The sequence below is a fragment of the Streptomyces sp. NBC_00988 genome, assembly GCF_045162645.1.
In the GTDB taxonomy this organism is placed as follows: Bacteria; Actinomycetota; Actinomycetes; order Streptomycetales; family Streptomycetaceae; genus Streptomyces.
Genome location: NZ_CP108730.1, coordinates 3321379 through 3339722 on the forward strand (window position 1 = coordinate 3321379; position 18344 = coordinate 3339722).

Annotated in this window: 18 protein-coding genes; 10 read left to right on the plus strand and 8 right to left on the minus strand. The window is 70.9% G+C overall.

Annotation, left to right across the window (positions count from 1 at the left end):
• Window positions 1-49: 49 nt before the first annotated feature.
• The 4 genes from OG496_RS15065 to OG496_RS15080 form a co-directional block, all read right to left on the minus strand.
• A complete protein-coding gene (locus OG496_RS15065; protein WP_366499303.1) occupies window positions 50-685 on the minus strand; it encodes a cytochrome b/b6 domain-containing protein in 636 nt (211 codons plus the stop codon).
• Window positions 669-1412 carry a molybdopterin-dependent oxidoreductase gene (locus tag OG496_RS15070; RefSeq protein WP_366499302.1) on the minus strand — a complete coding sequence of 248 codons (744 nt, stop codon included), beginning with the start codon at window positions 1410-1412 and terminating at the stop codon, window positions 669-671. The genes OG496_RS15065 and OG496_RS15070 overlap by 17 nt, the downstream gene beginning before the upstream one ends.
• 137 nt (window positions 1413-1549) lie before the next feature.
• A complete protein-coding gene (locus OG496_RS15075) occupies window positions 1550-3097 on the minus strand; it encodes an APC family permease (RefSeq protein ID WP_405971203.1) in 1548 nt (515 codons plus the stop codon).
• Between the two features lie 115 nt (window positions 3098-3212).
• The gene (locus OG496_RS15080) at window positions 3213-4163 is read right to left on the minus strand and encodes a hypothetical protein (RefSeq protein ID WP_405971204.1); all 951 of its coding nucleotides are present in this window, start codon (window positions 4161-4163) and stop codon (window positions 3213-3215) included.
• Window positions 4164-4574: 411 nt separating this feature from the next.
• On the opposite strand from OG496_RS15080, the gene OG496_RS15085 reads away from it, so the two are divergent.
• The 7 genes from OG496_RS15085 (at window position 4575) to OG496_RS15115 (ending at window position 10299) form a co-directional block, all read left to right on the plus strand.
• Window positions 4575-5468 carry a DMT family transporter gene (locus OG496_RS15085; RefSeq protein ID WP_405971205.1) on the plus strand — a complete coding sequence of 298 codons (894 nt, stop codon included), beginning with the start codon at window positions 4575-4577 and terminating at the stop codon, window positions 5466-5468.
• 53 nt (window positions 5469-5521) lie between these two features.
• Window positions 5522-6043, plus strand: coding sequence for an NUDIX domain-containing protein (locus OG496_RS15090; RefSeq protein WP_366499298.1), 522 nt, complete (start codon window positions 5522-5524; stop codon window positions 6041-6043).
• A 10-nt stretch (window positions 6044-6053) separates the two neighbouring features.
• Window positions 6054-6446, plus strand: a complete 393-nt coding sequence (locus OG496_RS15095; RefSeq protein WP_405971206.1) for a YidH family protein — start codon at window positions 6054-6056, stop codon at window positions 6444-6446.
• Window positions 6443-6766, plus strand: a complete 324-nt coding sequence (locus tag OG496_RS15100) for a DUF202 domain-containing protein (protein WP_405971207.1) — start codon at window positions 6443-6445, stop codon at window positions 6764-6766. Before OG496_RS15095 ends, OG496_RS15100 begins: the two co-directional genes overlap by 4 nt.
• Before the next feature lie 809 nt (window positions 6767-7575).
• Window positions 7576-7872 carry a hypothetical protein gene (locus OG496_RS15105; RefSeq protein WP_366497926.1) on the plus strand — a complete coding sequence of 99 codons (297 nt, stop codon included), beginning with the start codon at window positions 7576-7578 and terminating at the stop codon, window positions 7870-7872.
• Window positions 7873-8055: 183 nt separating this feature from the next.
• Window positions 8056-9078 carry a phosphotransferase family protein gene (locus OG496_RS15110; protein ID WP_405971208.1) on the plus strand — a complete coding sequence of 341 codons (1023 nt, stop codon included), beginning with the start codon at window positions 8056-8058 and terminating at the stop codon, window positions 9076-9078.
• Window positions 9079-9084: 6 nt separating this feature from the next.
• Window positions 9085-10299, plus strand: coding sequence for an acyl-CoA dehydrogenase family protein (locus OG496_RS15115; protein ID WP_405971209.1), 1215 nt, complete (start codon window positions 9085-9087; stop codon window positions 10297-10299).
• A gap of 75 nt (window positions 10300-10374) precedes the next feature.
• On the opposite strand, the gene OG496_RS15120 is transcribed toward OG496_RS15115, so the two are convergent.
• Complete coding sequence (locus OG496_RS15120; protein WP_399396919.1) at window positions 10375-10944, minus strand: LGFP repeat-containing protein; 570 nt, start codon at window positions 10942-10944, stop codon at window positions 10375-10377.
• A 186-nt stretch (window positions 10945-11130) separates the two neighbouring features.
• Here OG496_RS15120 and OG496_RS15125 point away from each other — a divergent pair, with 186 nt between their 5' ends.
• Entirely contained in the window at window positions 11131-13125 is a 1995-nt protein-coding gene (locus OG496_RS15125) for a sensor histidine kinase (RefSeq protein WP_405971210.1), read from the plus strand.
• Complete coding sequence (locus OG496_RS15130) at window positions 13125-13820, plus strand: response regulator (protein ID WP_405971211.1); 696 nt, start codon at window positions 13125-13127, stop codon at window positions 13818-13820. Before OG496_RS15125 ends, OG496_RS15130 begins: the two co-directional genes overlap by 1 nt.
• A gap of 7 nt (window positions 13821-13827) precedes the next feature.
• Here OG496_RS15130 and OG496_RS15135 read toward each other — a convergent pair whose 3' ends face one another.
• The 3 genes from OG496_RS15135 to OG496_RS15145 are packed head-to-tail and all read right to left on the minus strand — an operon-like array spanning window position 13828 to window position 16891.
• Window positions 13828-14421 (minus strand): TetR/AcrR family transcriptional regulator, encoded by a 594-nt coding sequence (locus OG496_RS15135; RefSeq protein ID WP_033283667.1) that lies wholly within the window; start codon window positions 14419-14421, stop codon window positions 13828-13830.
• Window positions 14422-14447: 26 nt separating this feature from the next.
• Window positions 14448-16130: a class I adenylate-forming enzyme family protein gene (locus OG496_RS15140; RefSeq protein WP_405971212.1), complete on the minus strand. Its 1683-nt coding sequence runs from the start codon at window positions 16128-16130 to the stop codon at window positions 14448-14450.
• Complete coding sequence (locus OG496_RS15145; RefSeq protein ID WP_366497919.1) at window positions 16127-16891, minus strand: SDR family oxidoreductase; 765 nt, start codon at window positions 16889-16891, stop codon at window positions 16127-16129. Before OG496_RS15145 ends, OG496_RS15140 begins: the two co-directional genes overlap by 4 nt.
• A 183-nt stretch (window positions 16892-17074) precedes the next feature.
• Here OG496_RS15145 and OG496_RS15150 point away from each other — a divergent pair, with 183 nt between their 5' ends.
• Window positions 17075-18295, plus strand: coding sequence for an exo-beta-N-acetylmuramidase NamZ domain-containing protein (locus tag OG496_RS15150; protein WP_405971213.1), 1221 nt, complete (start codon window positions 17075-17077; stop codon window positions 18293-18295).
• The last annotated feature ends 49 nt before the right edge of the window (window positions 18296-18344 follow it).

Sequence of the window (18344 nt, forward strand, 5' to 3'; positions counted from 1 at the left end):
CCGGCACGACGCCCAAGGCCTCAGCCACTCACTACAGCCAAGGCCTCAACTACGGCTTCCACAGCGGGTGTTCGCGTTTGGCCCAGTCCCTGCTCACCGAGCCCGTGCGCAGGCCCGCCCTGGCCTCCGGGTCGCCCAGCGCCATGCCGATGTGGCCGCCGAGGACGATGCCCATCGTCAGGGCGAGCCAGTCGTGGACGAAGGTCGCGCTGGTGCGCCACTGGATCGGGGTGAGGTGGGTGAACCACATCAGCAGGCCCGTGCCGAGCATCACCAGGGTCGCGCCGGCGATCCAGTTGGCGTAGATCTTCTGGCCGGCGTTGAACTTGCCCGCCGGGCGCGCCGATCGGCGTTTGTCGCGCATCAGGGCGCCGCGCAGCCAGACGCGGTCGTGCGGGCCGAAGCGGTTGAGGAAACCGAGGTTGACGCGGAAGCCGCGGGAGACCAGGCCGATCAGGACGGGCACGGGGAGGGCGAGTCCGGCGCACTCGTGGATGCGGACGACCAGGTCACGGCGGCCGACCAGTTCGGCGAACGCCGGGATGTACAGGCAGGCCGCCGTGAACACGCAGATGCCCATCAGCAGGGCCGTGGTCCGGTGCACCCAGCGTTCGGTGCGGCCGAAGCGGCGGACGCGGGCCGACGGCTCCGTCTGCGGGGCGTGGGCTTCAGCTCGTAGGGTCATCGTCGCGTCCGTTCGACTTGCCGACCCAGGCGTCGACGTCGTAGCCCCGATCCTCCCAGTAGCCGGGCTTCACATGCTCGGTGACCGTGATGCCGGAGAGCCACTTGGCGGACTTGTAGAAGTACATGGGGGCCACGTACAGGCGGACCGGGCCGCCGTGGTCGTGGCCGAGCGGCTTGTCCTGCATGCGCAGCGCCACCAGGATGTCCGAGCGCCGGGCCTGTTCGATGGTGAGGCTCTCCGTGTAGGCGCCGTCGAAGCAGGTGAAGCGCACCGCCCCGGCCTTGGCACGCACTCCCGCCGCGTCCAGGAGCCGGGACAGGCGCACCCCCTCGAAGGGGGTCCCGGGGACCCGCCAGCCGGTGACGCACTGGACGTCCTTGACCATCCGGGTCTGTGGCATGGCCCGCAGGTCGGCCAGGGTGTAGGACGTCGGCTTGTCGACCAGGCCGTCGACGGTCAGCCGGTAGTTCTCGGCGTTCTTGTTCGGCACGGACGCGGTGACCGAGTAGTAGCGGAAGCCGCCGCCGTTCGGGAGCAGTCCGGTCAGCCCGGTGGGGTCCTTGCCGGAGACGGCACCGAGGAAGCCCTCCATGCCCTTCTGCAGCGCGGGCGCGGTGACGACTCCGAGGGCGCCCAGGCCGAGGGTGCCCAGGAGGACCCGGCGGCCGAGCGGCCGGCCCTCCGCCTTCTCCACACCCTCGGGCTCGGGTTGTTCAGATTTCACGTAGTCATTCGAACACCCGCGACCCCTGCGCGGCCAGGGATAGCGGGTGCCCGTCAGACTTCCGTAACCACTTCTTACGTGCTTCTCAGAACCGACAGTTCAACGACAGGTGCGACGACCGGTGCGACCGCAGGTCTCTACGGCGTCTCCCCCGCCGCCTTCTCCAGCTGGAACGCCTCGTTGCCGAGCCCGATGCGGGCGTGTGCCTCGGGGTTGCGGGAGCGCAGGAGCAGGCCCTGGGCCAGGCCGATGAGCAGGGCGAGGCCGATGATGCCGGGCAGGAGCCAGCTCAGGGACGAGTCGGGGCCCGCGCCGACCAGGACGTCGAAGTCCTTGACCGTGTAGACGGCGATGACGACGAGCGCGATGCCGGACAGCGCGGAGGTGACCAGCCGCCAGGCCTGGGCGCTGGCCGCGCCGCGGCGGGCGAAGAAGACGATCACCGAGAGGGAGGCTGCGGCCATCAGCAGGATCACGCCGAGGGCGCCGATGTTGCCGAACCAGGTGAACAGGTGCAGGACGGGTGCGGTGGGGTCGCCGGTGGGCTTGTCGTCGGCGATCGCGAAGGCGATCACGATCACGGCGGACACGGCGGTCTGGAGCAGCGAGCCGGTGCCGGGGGCGCCGCTGGAGCCCGTCGTACGGCCGAAGGCGGACGGCAGCAGTCCCTCGCGGCCCATGGCGAAGGCGTAGCGGGCGACGACGTTGTGGAAGCTGAGCATGGCCGCGAACATGCCGGTGACGAACAGGACGTGGAGCACGTCGGTGAAGGTGCCGCCGAGCCGGGACTCGGTGAGGTAGAAGAGCAGTCCGGCGCTCTGCTTCTGGGAGACGCCGACGACCTGGGAGGGTCCCGTCGCGACGGTGAGCGCCCAGCAGCTGAGCGCGAAGAACACGGCGACGCCGCCCACGGCGAGGAACATCACGCGCGGCACCAGGATGTGCGGGCGGCTGGTCTCCTCCGCGTACACCGGGGCCTGTTCGAAGCCGAGGAACGCGGCGATGCAGAAGCACAGGGCGGTGCCGACGCCGGCGCCGCTGAGGGTGTCCGGGTTGAAGGCGTGCAGGGACAGGCCCTCCTTGGCCGGGTCGGCGACGGCCGCGATGTCGAAGATGACGACCAGCGCGACCTCGATGATCAGCAGGACGCCGAGCACGCGCGCGTTGACGTCGATCTTCAGCCAGCCGAGCGCGCCGACGGCGAGCACAGCCACCAACGCCGGTATCCACCAGGCGACTTGGAGGTCGGCGTAGGTGGAGAACAGCCCGGAGACCTCGAAGCCGAAGATGCCGTAGATGCCGACCTGGAGGGCGTTGTACGCGACGAGCGCCACCAGGGCCGCGGCCGCGCCGGCGGTGCCGCCGAGGCCGCGGGAGATGTACGCGTAGAAGGCGCCCGCGTTGTGGACGTGCCGGCTCATCTCGGCGTAGCCGACGCTGAAGAGGACGAGGACGACACCGAGGAGGACGAAGAGCAGCGGCTGCCCCTCGATCCCCATCACCGCGAATGTGGTGGGCATGACACCTGCGACCACCATGAGGGGTGCGGTCGCGGCGAGCACGGAGAGCAGCAGGCCCCCGGTGCCGAGGCGGTCGGCGCGCAGGGCGCGCTCCTGCCCCCTGAACGTGCTGATTCCGCCGCCGTCCGAGGTGGCGCTGCTCGTACTGGAACTGCCCGTCGTCATGGCGGGAACGTCCTTTCGGTGTCGCTACGGGGGCGTTGCTACGGTCGCGTTACTTCGCTACGGCAGCGTTGCTACGGGTGCGTTTCATCGCTGCCGAATCGTTGGTACGGGGGCGTTACGACGTCCCGAGCGCGCTGTCGCGTGCGGCACGGAAGGCGGTGAGCGGGTCGCGGTCCGGGTAGGACCACGGGGCCGGGGTCGGATGCTCCCCGATGCGGTGGAACAGGGCGGCGGCCTCGGCGCTCCTGCCCTCGCAACACTTCGCGTGGGCAAGGAAGTTGAGGTCGACCAGGCGGCGCGGGTGACCTTCGTGCTCCCACTCCAGCCACCAGTCGAAGGCGGCCTTCATGACCTGCCTGGCCCGGCGTCCGGTCCAGTGTCCGGAGGCGGCCGGGTCTGCGGGTTCCAGGCCGGCGGCGGCCAGCACGCGGTAGCGCTCGGCGTGCGCGACGACCGGCAGGATCGCGAGCGGGGAGTCGGCGGGGGCCTGTTCGGCGGCCCAGTAGGCGAAGTCGTAGACCTCGTGCAGCGGGTCTACGCCCGCGTCGGCGCGGCGTTCCGCGAGCCGGGCCACCATCAGATGGTGGGCGTGGTGGTGGTCGGGGTACCGGTGGCGGACCTCGTCGAAGAGCTGGACCACGCCCTCGTCGGTGCCGAGGGTGTGCTCCAGGAGGAGCAGTCCGAGCCACGGTGTCGGATCGTCGGGCAGCCGGGCCGAGGCCGTACGGCAGGCCTCGCGGGCGCGGACCGGCTTCTCCTTGCCCGCCAGCGTGCGCTGGACCAGGGCCAGGGCGAGCAGGACGGAGGCGTCACCGGACTCGGGTTCGGCGAGCAGCCAGTCGCGGGCCCAGGCGGCGGTGTAGGACTCCAGGGCAAGCACGGTGACGCGGTGGGCGCGGGCGTCCCAGTCGTCGCCCGTCTGGGCGAGCAGGCCACGCGCCGCCTGCCAGCGGCCCTGGGCCAACGCGGCCCGCGCGGCGACGAGTTGGGAGTCGTCGAGCGCGGCGTCGAAGGCCTGGGAGGCACGCTTGTGGCGGCGTCCGAGGGGTGGCGGGGGTGGGGACACCCGGGTATTCCTCACGTTCCTCACGCGACGCTGCGGGACATCGGCCTGCCATCGACCGATCACGCACAGCAAACCCTCCACCAATACTTCACGTCAAGTGCCGTACGGCCGTTACACCTGTCAACTTCCGTTGCGGGTGGGCCACTTGTGGCTCGATCCGCTCCCCGGGACGGTACGCTGCCAACCGTTCGCGGGTCACCGGTGTGGCGTAGGCCATGGCGCTCGGGCGCGCGACGGCGGACGATGGCAGCACGGTCCCGCCGCAGCCTCCGATCGTGCCCACGGTCGTCAGAGCATCGTGACCGGAGCAACCGCCCGCATCCGGGTACTCCCAGGGGCAAGCCGGGCCCTGGGGCGCTAGAGTCGCCCAAACGCATCCCGTAGCCCGGCCTGACGATCGAGGTACGCAGCGTGTCCCTACTGGTTCTGATGCTCGCGGTGAGTGCGGCCTGTTGCCTCGGCTTCGGGTTCGTGCTCCAGCAGAACGTGGCCCAGCAGGCACCCCTGAGCGACTTCCTCTCCCCGAGACTGCTCCTCGACCTGATGCGGGTACCGCGCTGGCTCGGCGGCATCGGCCTGATGATCGCGGGCATGGTGCTCGGCGCGATAGCGCTCAGCAAAGGGGAGGTCTCCCTGGTGGAACCCCTCCTCGCGACGAACCTCCTCTTCGCACTCGCACTCTCCCGCAAGCAGACCCGACAGCCCTTGGGCCGCCAGGGCTGGGCGGGCCTCGCACTCCTCGCGGGCGGCGTCACGACGTTCATCGTCGCGGGCGAACCACGCAGCGGAACGCCGGTCACCGACCCCTTCCGCCACTGGCTGATCATCGGCGCGATGGTGGGCCTCGCCCTCCTCCTCACGACGTACGCCAAACGCTCCCGCCTCAGCTCGGGCCCGGTCCTCCTGGCCCTGGCGGCCGGCCTCCTCTACGGCGTCCAGGACGCGCTCACCCGGGTCAGCGGCCAGCGCTTCACCGAGGGCGGCCTCACCGAACTCCTCACGGGCTGGCAGCCGTACGGCGTGCTCGCGCTCGGCGTGACCGGCCTGGTCCTCGTCCAGAGCGCCTTCGAGACGGCTCCCCTACGCATGTCCCTGCCGGCCCTCACCGCGGCCCAACCACTCGCCGGGATCATCTGCGGCGTGGGCTTCCTGGGCGACCGTTTGCGCGCCGACACGGGCGCGCTGGCCTGGGAGGCGGTCGGCCTCGCCGGAATCGTCGTAGGCATCCTGCTCCTGGGCATGCACCCCGCGATGCCACGCGGCACAACAAAGCGGAAGCCGGCACCGGCCCTCCAGCCGCACTGACAGCCTGGCCCCTCTTCGGGGCACACGGGCGCACCCCTGTTTGGATGGGGGGCATGAACCCAGCTGACGAAATCCTCGACATAGTCGACGAGCACGACCGGGTCGTCGGCCAGTCCCCCCGCGGCGAGGCCTACACACAGGGCCTCCGCCACCGCGCGGTCTTCATCCAGACCCGCGACGCACACGGCCGCGTCTTCGTCCACCGCCGCACCCCCACGAAACTCGTCTTCCCCTCTCTCTACGACATGTTCGTCGGCGGAGTGGTCGGCGCGGGCGAGTCCTACGACGAAGCGGCACTGCGCGAGGCCGAGGAGGAACTAGGGGTATCCGGCCTGCCCCGCCCCACGTTCCTCTTCAAGTTCCTGTACGACGACGGCGCCGGGCAGACCTGGTGGTCGGCGGTGTACGAGGTGCGCTGCGAGCTGCCGGTCAGCCCCCAGGTCGAGGAGGTCGCGTGGCACGACTTCCTGGAAGAGGCGGAGATCGAGCGGCGGCTGAACGACTGGGAATGGGTGCCGGACGGCGTGGAGGCCTACGCCCGACTCAAGGCGCACCGGGAAGAAAGGGCCGGATAGGGTCCTGCCCGTGATCGATTTTGCACGGAACGTCCGACTGTGGTTCGCGCCCCAGGAGATCAGCGAGGAGGGCGCCACCCCCGACTACCGCTTCTCACTCGCCAACGAGCGCACCTTCCTGGCCTGGCTGCGCACCGCGCTGGCGCTGATCGGCGGGGGTTTCGCGGTGGACCAGTTCCTGCCGCACCTGCGCTGGGCCTGGCGGGTCGGTCTAGCCCTCGCACTACTCGCGGCCGGCGTACTGTGCTCCCTCCGCGCGGTCAACCACTGGGTGCGCTGCGAGCGGGCGATGCGCCGGGGCGAGGATCTGCCGGTGTCCCGTTTCCCGGCACTGCTGAGCGTCGCGGTGGCGATCGTGGCCGTGGCGATGGTCGTCGTAGTCCTAGCGGGCTGGGCCGGATGACCCGCCCCCCGACCCCGGACCGCGACCCGGGCCTCCAGCCCGAACGCACCCGACTCGCCTGGCGCCGCACGACCCTGTCGAGCACGGTAGCCGCCGTCCTGGCGGTGAAGGCGGCACTGCACGGCGGCGTCCAGATCGAGGGCGTCATCATCTGCGCCCTGTGCTGCGCCCTGTGGCTCGGCTTCCTCACCGTGGCCCACCACCGCATCCGCACCCTCGCCTCCGGCGGCATCCCCCCGACCCTGTCCCCACGCCATGCCAGCGCGGCGGTGCTGTGCACGGTGGCCGTGGCGGTGTGCGCGGCGGTGCTTGTGTATTGAGGGGTGGGGCGCGCGGGAGGTGCTTGTGCGCTGGGGCACCGGGGCGGGCGGCAGGTGGGCGGGGCTCGCGCACTGGGGCGCCCTGGTGGGCTGAACATGGCCGACACCCGCGCACTGAGACGCCTCGGCGGGCGGCACTTCAACGGCACCCGCGCGCAGACGCACCGAGCCGGGAATCACGCACGGACGGCACTCGGGCCCGGAGCCGCCGAGGTGAGAACCACACAGGCAGTGTTCGCGCACTGAGACGCCAGGGCGGAGCCCACGCGAGCCGCACCCGCGCGCGGAAGGCACCAGACCGGGATCCGCCCGGGCCGCATCACCCGAGGACTTCCGCGTCGAGACGCCGCCCCCGACGCCACACCCCACGACCGGCACGACCGGGCACCGGCTGCCAGCGAGGCGCCCGCCCGGCGCAATCCCCCTCGCCCCACCCGATACCCCAGCCCCAGCCATTCCAGATCATCATCCCGCCAACCCCGCCCAGAATGGCCCGGGTTGGCCCGGGATGACCCACAAACCGGCAGCCGCCGACGAAACGGGAGTGGGTCGTGGCGGTGCGGCGCAGCCCGCCGCGTACCCGGCACCAACCCGCTCAGCCATGTAGACAAACCGTGGGGCCCCACCAGCGGCGGGCTCGCCGTACCGCCACGACCCCGACCCCACCCACCAACCGCGGGCGAACCCACCGCAACCGCCAACCCTCACCACACCCCCCCCCGGCGCCACGCGCCCGGGATCACCCGATATGTGCGGCACACATGGCACCCTGTCCGTCGTCACAGCCCGCACTTCCGAAGGTGAGCACCATGACCACCCTTCACCTGGAGCACTCCTCCCACACCCACACGCACGGCCCGGACTGCGGCCACCCCACGGTGCCGCACGGCGACCACGTCGACTACGCGCACGACGGCCACCTGCACCGCGAGCACGGCGAGCACTGGGACGAGTGCGAGCCCGGCGGCCACGTCGCCCACCAGGAGCACACGCACCAGCACGGCCAGGACTGCGGCCACGAGAGCGTGCTGCATGGCGACCACGTCGACTACGTGCACGACGGTCACCGCCACGCCCAGCACGAGGGCCACTGGGACGACCACTGAGCCCACGCCCACACCCACAGCCGGCAACGGCCTGGAACCACCGACGCACAGCTCCCCGTCGCCCGGCGCGGGGAGCTGTCGGCATATCGTGGCCCCGATCACGTTTCGCTCCCCCACTGGACGACATACCGACCGGTCGGCATGATGGGTGGAGACCTGTTCCTCCCTTCGTAGGAGTGATGTATGAGCCCCGACCACCCGCCCGGACTCGATCTCGACCGGCTGCGCGGTCTGCTCGACCGCGAGCGGCCCGGCCTGGTGACCGGCGCCCTGTCCGGCCGGCTGATCGAGGGCGGACGGTCGAACCTCACCTACGCGGTCACCGACTCCACCACCAAGTGGGTCGTCCGGCGCCCCCCGCTCGGCCACGTACTGGCCACCGCGCACGACATGAAGCGCGAGCACCGGGTGATCAGCGCCCTGCACCCGACCAATGTGCCGGTACCGAAACCCATCCTCCTGTGCGAGGACGACGAGGTGCTCGGGGCACCGTTCTACGTCATGGAGTTCGTCGAGGGCACCCCGTACCGCACGGCGGACGACCTCACCCCGCTCGGCCCCGACCGCACCCGGGGCGCGGTGCTCGAACTGGTGGACACGCTGGTCGAGTTGCACGCGGTGGACCCCGCCGAGGTGGGCCTCGCGGACTTCGGCCGCCCCGAGGGTTTCCTGGACCGCCAACTCCGCCGCTGGGGCAAGCAGTTGGACGCCTCCCGGAACCGAGACCTGGCCGGCGTGGAGGAGTTGCACGCGGCCCTCGGCCACCGCCTCCCCACCTCCCCCGCCCCGGCCGTCGTACACGGCGACTACCGCCTCGACAACGTGCTGATCGGCAAGGACGACAAGATCAAGGCGATCCTCGACTGGGAGATGTCCACCCTCGGCGACCCGCTCACCGACCTGGGCCTCCTCGTCATGTACAGCATCCCGCTGGCCCTCCCCAACTCCCCCATTTCCACGACCGCTTCGGCCCCCGGCCACCCGACCCCGGCCGAGCTGATCGAGCGCTACGCCACCCGCTCGGGGCGCGACGTGTCCGCGGTCTCCTGGTACACGGCGTTCGCGTGGTTCAAGCTCGCCGTGATCCTGGAGGGCATCCACTACCGCTACACCCTGGGCCAGACGGTCGGCCGCGGCTTCGACCGCATCGGCGAGCTGGTTCCCGTCTTCATCGAGCACGGCCTGACCACCCTTCAGGAGGGCTGATCCACCATGGACTTCGCGTTCGACGCACACACCGAGGAACTGCGCGCCAAGCTCCTGGCCTTCATGGACGAGTACGTCTACCCGGCCGAGCCGGTCGCCGAGGAGCAGCGCGCCCAGCTCGCCTCACCCTGGGACACCCCAGCCGTCGTAGGGGAGTTGAAGGCCGAGGCCCGCAGGCAGGGCCTGTGGAACCTCTTCCTCCCCGACTCCGAGTACGGCGCCGGTCTGACCAACCTCCAGTACGCGCCCCTCGCCGAAATCACCGGCCGCTCCCCGCACTTGGCGCCCACCGCGCTGAACTGCGCGGCGCCGGACACCGGCAACATGGAAGTCCTCTACCAGTTCGGCGACGAGCAGCAGAAGAAACAATGGCTGGAGCCGCTGCTGGCAGGTGAGATCCGCTCGGCGTTCGCGATGACGGAGCCGGAGGTGGCCTCGTCGGACGCCACGAACATCACCACACTCATAGAGCGGGACGGCGACGACTACGTCATCACGGGCCGCAAGTGGTACATCTCCGGGGCCATGAACCCGGACTGCAAGATCTTCATCGTGATGGGCAAGACGGACCCGGACGGCGCCGACATCCGCTGCCAGCAGTCCATGATCCTCGTCCCGCGCGACACCCCGGGCGTCACGGTCAAGCGCGCGATGCAGGTCTTCGGGTACGAGGACCACTCCCACGGCGGCCACGCCGAGGTCGTCTTCGACCACGCGCGCGTGCCGGCGACGAACCTGATCGGCGAGGAGGGCGGCGGCTTCGCCATCGCCCAGGCACGGCTCGGCCCGGGCCGTATCCACCACTGCATGCGGCTGATCGGCATGGCCGAGCGGGCGATCGAGCTGATGTGCCAACGCGCCGTCTCCCGCGTCGCGTTCGGCAAGGCGCTGGCCCAACAGGGCGTCGTCCACAACTGGATCGCGGACGCGCGGGTCGCCGTCGAGCAACTGCGGCTGCTGGTCCTGAAGACGGCCTGGATGATGGACACGGTCGGCAACAAGGGCGCCCACGCGGAGATCCAGGCCATCAAGATCGCCACGCCGCGCACGGTCGTCGGCATCCTCGACCGCGCGATCCAGCTGCACGGCGCGGGCGGCGTGAGCCAGGACTTCCCGCTGGCCGAGCTGTACGCGAGCGCCCGCACCCTGATGCTGGCCGACGGCCCGGACGAGGTGCACCAACGGTCGCTGGCGCGCCGGGAGTTGAAGAAGTACCTGTAGGCACACGCGAGTACGGGGCCGGTACGGGCGCCCCCCACGCCCATACCGGCCCCGCAACTTCCCCCGTCCCGGCCGTCAGTTGCGGGTGCTCACCGGCACCGTCCAGTGCTGGAGGCACCGGTGGCCGCCGCCCCTGAGGTCGCAGCCCTCGACGATGAACGAGTAGTCGCCGCTGGTGCGCTTCTGCACCCACATCCCGCCCGCGTTTCCACCCCGGAGTTCGCGCTGGGTACCGCCCGCGTCCGCGGCACTCGTGTAGCGGACCAGGAAGACGCTGTAGCTGTACGGGTCCGTGGGGCCCCACGTGAAGTACGCGTAGCCGTTGCGCTCCCAGGCCGCGACCACCATCCGGTGCCCCTGGTCGGGTGACCAGGCGATCTCGCCGTTCGCGAAGCGCTGCCGCTCGGCACCGTTCGCCAGGCGCTTGTTCACACCGATCGGGCAGCCCAACATGCCGTTCTGGCCACCCAGTTGGTTCCACCGCTGGTAGATGAACTGGTTCGGGATCGGATAGTTGGGCCGGCACGTGACCCGCGCGGGCGACTCGGCCACGGCGTGCGCCGCGGCCGGGACCGCCACCGTCCCGCCGAGGGCGAGCAGGGAGCCCAGGACAACGCCGGTCAGGCGCCGCTTCGTTGACAGCATGGTGTTTCCCCCGTTGGTTCCTGTCGATCGGTCCGGCGACAGGTCCGCCGTTCCGCTGCCACGAGCATCGCGCCGACGAAGACCGGGAGTTGAGGGGAAGCCCTCGGGCAACACCGGGGACTTCTCCCGGGTGGACCGGGAAGCGTTCCCGAGACACCCGGGCGCCGCGCCCCCACGATGGGACGCATGGACGACCGCGACGGGCGCACCCGGCGACGCACGGCGACGGCGTACGCGCTGCTGGGGCTGGCGGCACTCCAAGTGACCGTCGGGGCGGTCGCGTTGGCGGCGGCCGGGGTCTCCGCCGCCGACGTGGTCCGCTACGACATGGTCGTCGACATGGCGGTCGGTCTCGCCTACCCGGTGTGCGGCACGGTGATCGCGCTGCACCGGCCGCGCAATCCCATCGGCTGGCTGCTGATCGCCTACGGGCTGGGCCACGCGTTCACGGGTCTGTCGATCGGGCTGGCCGTGCAGGGGCTACGGCTGGGCTGGTCCCCCGAGTTGCTGCACGCGCTCACCACCATCGGCCGCCACACCTGGATCGTCGGCAGTTCCACGGCGTTCGTGCTCGTGTTCTTCCTGTTCCCCGACGGCCGGCTGCCCGACCGCCGCTGGCGCTGGGCGCTGGTCGCCCAACTCCTGTCCTCCCCGCTCGACTTCGCCATCTGGGCGCGGGACGACTGGGGGCTGTACCGCGGCACGCCGGCCCAGCCGTCGTACCTCCCGGTGCCGGACGGCTGGATGCCCGCCCTGCGGGACATCGAGACCGCGAAGGCCTGCCTGGTGCTGGCCGCCGTGTTCGCGGTCATGTCCGTCCGCTATCGGCGCGGCGGCGAACAGGACCGCCGCCGACTCCTGTGGCTGATCGCCGGGATGCTGCCGCTGGCGCTGAGCGTGGCCCTGCAGATCCTGGGCTTCCCGGCGGTCTACACCTCGTGCTGCACCCTGTTCCTGCCGACCGCCATCATGATCGCCGTCGTCCGCGAGGAGTTGCTCGACATCCGCCTCGTCGTCTCCCGCAGCCTGCTCTACGGCGCGCTCACGGTCGGCGTGGCCACCACCTACGTCGGTCTCGTCACCTCCGTCCAGGCCCTCCTCAACCCCGACCCCGCGCTGCTCGGCCCCGCACTGATCGCCGTCACCCTCGCCCTCGGCTTCGAACCCGCCCGCCGCCTCCTCCAACGCACGGTCGACCACGCCCTGTACGGCGACCGGCACGACCCGGTGCGCGCGGTCTCCCGCATCGGCGAACGGCTGGCCGGCACCGGCGTCGGCGCGGTCCCGGAGGCGGTGGGCGAGGCACTGCGGCTGCCGTACGTGTGCGTGGAGTCGAAGTCCGGGGTGACGGACGGGAGTTGGGGCGAACCGGGGGAACACATCCACGCCATACCGCTCGACTACGACGGCCGCACGGTCGGCGCGCTGGTGATCGGGCTGCGCCCCGGCGAACAGCAGCCCGCCACCGCGGACTTGGCCGTCCTGGAGCTCCTCGCCGTACCCCTGGCCGCCGCACTCCACGCGATCGATCTCACCCGCCAACTCCAGCTCTCCCGCGAACGGATCGTCGCCGCACGCGAGGAGGAACGCCGCCGGATCCGCCGCGACCTGCACGACGGGCTCGGTCCCACCCTCGCCGGAGCCGCCTTCCAAGCGGACGCCGTACGCAATCTGTTGACCTTCGATCCGGACCGGGCGGCGGCGCTGCTCACCGAGTTGCGGTCCGAGGTCGGGGGCGCGGTCGCGGAGGTGCGCCGGCTGGTGGATGGTCTACGGCCGCCGGATCTGGACCAGTTGGGGCTGCTGGGCGCGTTGCGGGAGCGGGCGGTGCGGCTGTCCTGGCGGGCGGACGGCACCGAGATCCAGGTGCGGGTCCGGGCGCCGGAGCGGCTGCCCGCGCTGCCCGCCGCCGTCGAGGTGGCCGCGTACCGCATCGCGATCGAGGCGCTGACCAACGCGGCCCGGCACGCCCGGGCCTCCCACGTGGACCTGCACATCGAGATCGGCGAGGGGCTGCGCCTGGAGGTGTGCGACGACGGTTCGCCGGTGGACGAGGAGACCGCGTGGACGCCGGGCGTGGGCATCACGTCGATGCAGGAGCGCGCGGCGGAGCTGGGCGGCCGGTGTGTGGCGGGGCAGGGGCGGGTGGTGGCGACGCTGCCGTTGGGAGAGGCGATGTGATGGGGCTGGATCCTGAGGGTGAGGACGACGGGGACGCGCTGCGGGTCGTACTCGCCGACGATCATCCGGTGGTCCGTACCGGGCTGGCCGCGCTCCTGGAGTCCGTGCGGGACGGCATCCCGCGCGTGCGGGTCGTCGGGGTCGCCGCGAGCGGCCGGGAGGCGGTGCGGGCGGCGGTGACCCTGCGCCCGCACGTGGTGGTGATGGACATCCGGATGCCCGACCTCAACGGCATCGAGGCGACCCGGGAGATCGGCCGGGTGGCGCCCCGGGTGGCCGTGCTGATGCTCACCATGGTCGAGGAGGACGACTCGGTGTTCGCCGCGATGCGGGCGGGCGCCCTGGGCTATGTCCTCAAGGGGGCGGGCCAGGACGAGATCGTCCGGGCGATCCGGGCGGTGGCCGCGGGTGAGGCCATCTTCGGCCCCGGTGTCGCGAGGCGCGTCCTCGGCCACCTCAGCAGACCCCTGGACCGCCCCGATCCGTGCCCGACGCTCACCCCGCGCGAACGGGACGTCCTCGCGCTGATCGCCGACGGCCGGCCCAACTCGACGGTGGCCACCCGCCTGGGGCTGTCCCCGAAGACGGTCAGCAACCACATGTCCGCGGTCCTGGCCAAGCTGGGCGTCGCCGACCGCGCGGAGGCGGCGGCCTGGGCCCGGGAGGCGGGGCTCACCCACCCACCGGACGCGTGAGGACGTATCAGGGGCGCAGGGCCCGCATCAGCAGGTCCGCCAGGTGGTCGGCGACCTCCTGGGGCGTGAGGGGGCCGCCTGGGCGGTACCAGGTCGACAGGTGGTGGACCGAGCCGAAGTGGTAGTCGACGACGAGGTCGGCCGGGGTCGCCGTGGAGAAGACGCCCGCGCGCTGGCCCTCCTCGACGAGCCCGCGGAAGCGCTCGTGGTAGCGCCGGCGCTCGGCGCGCACCTGCTTGTTCTTCTCCGGGCTCAGGTGGTGCATGGACCGGAAGAAGATCGACGCGTCGTCGAGGTTGTCGATCGTCGTCACGACGACGTCCGCGGCGGCGGCCCGCAGCCGTTTCTCGATCGGCTCGTCGGCGGTCGCGAACACCTCCAGGCGTTCCTGCTGGACGCGCAGCACGCGCGCGTACACCTCGTGCAGGAGGTCGTCCTTGGAGCCGAAGTAGTGGTACAGCGCCCCCTTGGTGACGCCCGCGGCCTCGACGATCTCCTGCACCGAGGTGCGGTCGTAGCCCTGCTCGGCGAACAGCCTGGTGGCGGCGGCGAGGAGCCGCTGCGGGACGGGAGCCCCGTCTCCGTCGGTCGTCCTGGGCACTGCCGCCACCTGCCTTTTCTGGCTGTTCACTCGCTGTCGTGCGACCGGGAACGCAGTTCCCGCCGGAGGATCTTCCCACTTGCCGTCTTCGGCAGGTCGGGCAGGATCTCCACCTGGCGGGGGTATTTGTAGGCGGCCAGTCTCTCCTTGCAGTACACGGCGAATTCATCGGGGTCGGTTTCGGCGCCCGGACGGAGACTGATGTACGCCTTCACGGTCTCGCCCCGATACCCGTCAGGGATGCCGACGACGGCCGCCTCGCGCACCGCCGGATGGGTGTACAGCACGTCCTCGACCTCGCGCGGCCACACCTTGAAGCCGGACGCGTTGATCATGTCCTTCTTGCGGTCGACGACGTACAGCCAGCCCTGCGGGTCCATGAACCCGATGTCGCCGGTGCGCAGTTCGCCGTCCGGGAAGGTCTCGGCGGTGGCCTCGGGCCGCCGCCAGTACCCGGGCACGACCTGCGGCCCTCGTACGAGGATCTCGCCCTGCTCCCCGAAGGGGACCTCCTCGCCCTGGTCGTCGACGATCCGTACGACGGTGTTCGGCCCCGGCGCGCCGACGGCCAGCGTCCCGGAGACCGGGTCGACGGGCGCTTCCAGGTCCTGCGGCACGGACGCGCAGGGCGCGGTGCACTCGGTGAGGCCGTAGCCGTTGCGGATGTACGGCCCGAAGCCCGCCCGGAACTTCTCCACCAGGGCGGGCGGCAGGGGCGCGCCGCCGGAGGAGATGTTCACGAAGGACGAGAAGTGGTCGGGTGTGACCGACGGGTGCGCGGCCAGCGCCATGAAGGCCGTCGAGGGGCCGACGGTGTAGGCGGGCCGGTGTTCGGCGAACGCGTCGAGGACGACGCCCGACTCGAAGCGGTACGCCAGGACGAGCAGGCCCGCGCTGTTGAGGCACGCGGCGAGTTCGCAGACCATCCCGGTGATGTGGAACAGCGGAGCCATCGCGAAGTAGACGGGAGCTTCGGGCAGCCGCAGGCCCGTCCGTTGCCGTTCCGCGTTGCTCATGATGTTGCCGTGGGTGTTGGTGGCCCCCTTGGGGGCGCCGCTGGTGCCCGAGGTGTAGCTGATGAGTGCGATGTCGGACGGACCGAGGTCGCGGCCCTCGGGCGCCGGGTTCCCCTGCCGGGCGACGGCCACCAGGTCGTCGGCGCCCTCTGCCTGCGGGAGCCGCTCGAAGGCGAGCACGCGCGCGTCGTTGCGGGTTTGGAAATCCAACTCGCAGCCGGTGAGCACGATCGGCACCGGCGAGCCGCTCTCCGCGACCGCGGCGACCGTCTCGCGCAGATACGACTCCCAGGCGCGGTCGGAGCAGATCAGCGCGGTCACCTCGCCGTCCCGCAGGACATGGGTGACCTCCCCCGACTTGTACATCGGGTTGACCGGGACGACGATCGCGCCGGCCTTCCAGGCTCCGAGCAGGGCGATCACGAAATGCGGCGAGTTCTGCAGCATGATCGCGACCCGGTCGCCGCACTCCAGCCCCCGCGCGGCCAGATACCCGGCGACGGAGTCGCTCAGCTCGTCGACCTCGCGATAGCTGAGCCGCCCGTCGAAGTAGGCGAGCGCTGCGCGGTCCGGGTGCTCGGCGGCGACCGCGCGGAACGCGTGCACCAGGGAGTCGGGAGGGCTGATCGGGGCCTTCTGCGCCTCGTTGAGCAGACCCAGCCAGGGCTTGGCGGCATACAGGGAGTCGGTCACTCTCCGGCCTCCCACTTCTGCTGGATGTGGTTCATGGTGGTCAGCCAGCGGTCCGGTTCGGTGGCCCGAGCCTGGTAGTACCCGGCGACCTCAGGATGCGGCAGGATCAGGAACCGCTCCTCCTCGATCCCCTTCATCAGAGCGTCGGCGACGGCGTCGGGCTCGATCGCGGTCGGCTGAAGCACCAGGTCACCCGCGCTGCCGGTGGCGGCCAGCATGTCGGTGCGGACACCCTGCGGACAGATCGCGTGGACCTTGATCCCCCGGTGCCGGTACGTCAACGACAGCCACTCGGCGAAGGCGTACGCGCCGTGCTTGGTGACGCTGTAGGGCGCGGCCCCGATCATGGTGAGCAGCCCGGCGGCAGACACGGTGGACACGAACCGCCCACTGCCCCGCTCCAGCCACCCCGGGATCAACGCCTCAGCGGCCCGCACATGAGCCATGACGTTCACGTCCCAGGCCAGCGCCCAGACGGACTCCCCGGCCGCTTCCGACCCACCGGAGCCGACCCCGGCGTTGGCGCAGTAGATGTCGACGGTCCCGCCGAGGGCGTCCCGGGCTTCCCCCACAACAGCGGAGGCATCCCCGGGCACGGCGATCGCCCCGATCTCATCGGCGACGGCCTTCACACGGTCGGCATCCAGGTCGTTCACCACGACCCGGGCCCCTTCGGCAGCGAACCGCCGCGCAAGCGCAGCCCCGATGCCACCTCCAGCCCCCGTGACGACTACCCCGGCACCCTGAACGGCTTCCACCATCGGTCTCCTTCGACTGCGGCTCCACTGCCCAGCCAGACTAACCGGTCGGTATGTAACACCGGAAGGGCAGATTCTTTGAGGGGCCCGGGGCTGCGTCGATGTGCGGCTCCGCCGCGCGAGCGCGACCAGCCACAACGGACCGGCGTCCTGCCCACAACCCGCGGAAGCCCTTACTTTGCCGACATGCCCCTCACCAGAAGAACCCTCCTGGCAGCAACGCCGGCAACAACCCTCACCCCCACCCTCTCCAAACCCCGCACCCTACGCACCGGCTTCGAACAACTAACCGCACACGACTACGCCCAGCTCAACGGCCAACGGATCGGAATCGTCACCAACCCCACCGGCATCACCAGAGACGCCCACCACATCGTCGACGTCATGCACGCCAGCCCCCACGTGAACCTGGTGGGGGTCTTCGGCCCCGAACACGGCTTCCGAGGCACCGCCCAAGCAGGTGGCTCCGAGGGCCACTACACCGACCCGGCCACCAAACTCCCGGTCTACGACACGTACTTGAAGAGCGGCCAACCCCTCGCCGACATCTTCAGGACCGCCGCCGTGGACACCGTCGTCTTCGACATCCAGGACGTGGGCGCCCGCTTCTACACCTACATCTGGACCCTGTACGACTGCATGGAGGCGGCCCAGCTCGCCGGCAAACGCTTCGTCGTCCTCGACCGCCCCAACCCGGTGACCGGCCGCGCCGCCCAAGGCCCGGTCCTGCACAGGGAGTTCGCGACCTTCGTGGGCAGACAGCCGATCGCACAGGCACACGGCATGACGGTCGCCGAGCTGGCGCGGCTGTTCAACGGGGAGTTCCTGACAAAGCCCGTCCCCCTGGAGACCGTACTGATGACGGGCTGGAGGCGTTCGGAGTTCTACGACGCCTGGTCGCTTCCGTGGGTGCCGCCGAGCCCCAACATGCCGACACCGGACACCGCGCTCGTGTACTCGGGGACGTGTCTCTTCGAGGGCACGAACCTGTCCGAGGGCCGCGGCACCACCCGCCCCTTCGAACTGCTCGGCGCGGAGGGGATCGACGGACGCTGGGCCGCCGAGGTGAATCAACTCGCCCTGCCCGGTGTGCACTTCAGGGAGGCCTACTTCGCACCCACCTTCTCCAAGTTCGAGGGCAGGACCGTCGGCGGGGTCCAGATCCACATCCACGACCGGGCCGCGTACGACCCCGTGCGCACCGGCATCGCGCTGCTGGTGACGGCCAAGAAGGTCTGGAGCGGCTTCGGTTGGCGCTCGGACAACTGGATCGACAAGCTCACCGGGTCCGCGCGGGTGCGGACGGCGATCGACGCGGGGGCGGGCACGGACGAGGTGGTGGCGGGCTGGCAGGAGGAGTTGAGGGCCTTCCGGCGGGTTCGAACTGAATACCTCCTCTACAAGTGAGTCGTGACGTATGGCCAATCTTCACCGGTAGCGGGACGATGCGCCCACA

Bases quoted from the DNA above. Each gene is read 5' to 3' on its own strand.
- OG496_RS15065 (WP_366499303.1), bottom strand. From the start codon at position 685: ATGACCCTACGAGCTGAAGCCCACGCCCCGCAGACGGAGCCGTCGGCC.
- OG496_RS15075 (WP_405971203.1), bottom strand. From the start codon at position 3,097: ATGACGACGGGCAGTTCCAGTACGAGCAGCGCCACCTCGGACGGCGGC.
- OG496_RS15090 (WP_366499298.1), top strand. From the start codon at position 5,522: ATGAACCCAGCTGACGAAATCCTCGACATAGTCGACGAGCACGACCGG.
- OG496_RS15100 (WP_405971207.1), top strand. From the start codon at position 6,443: ATGACCCGCCCCCCGACCCCGGACCGCGACCCGGGCCTCCAGCCCGAA.
- OG496_RS15105 (WP_366497926.1), top strand. From the start codon at position 7,576: ATGACCACCCTTCACCTGGAGCACTCCTCCCACACCCACACGCACGGC.
- OG496_RS15110 (WP_405971208.1), top strand. From the start codon at position 8,056: ATGAGCCCCGACCACCCGCCCGGACTCGATCTCGACCGGCTGCGCGGT.
- OG496_RS15115 (WP_405971209.1), top strand. From the start codon at position 9,085: ATGGACTTCGCGTTCGACGCACACACCGAGGAACTGCGCGCCAAGCTC.
- OG496_RS15120 (WP_399396919.1), bottom strand. From the start codon at position 10,944: ATGCTGTCAACGAAGCGGCGCCTGACCGGCGTTGTCCTGGGCTCCCTG.
- OG496_RS15125 (WP_405971210.1), top strand. From the start codon at position 11,131: ATGGACGACCGCGACGGGCGCACCCGGCGACGCACGGCGACGGCGTAC.
- OG496_RS15130 (WP_405971211.1), top strand. From the start codon at position 13,125: ATGGGGCTGGATCCTGAGGGTGAGGACGACGGGGACGCGCTGCGGGTC.
- OG496_RS15145 (WP_366497919.1), bottom strand. From the start codon at position 16,891: ATGGTGGAAGCCGTTCAGGGTGCCGGGGTAGTCGTCACGGGGGCTGGA.
- OG496_RS15150 (WP_405971213.1), top strand. From the start codon at position 17,075: ATGCCCCTCACCAGAAGAACCCTCCTGGCAGCAACGCCGGCAACAACC.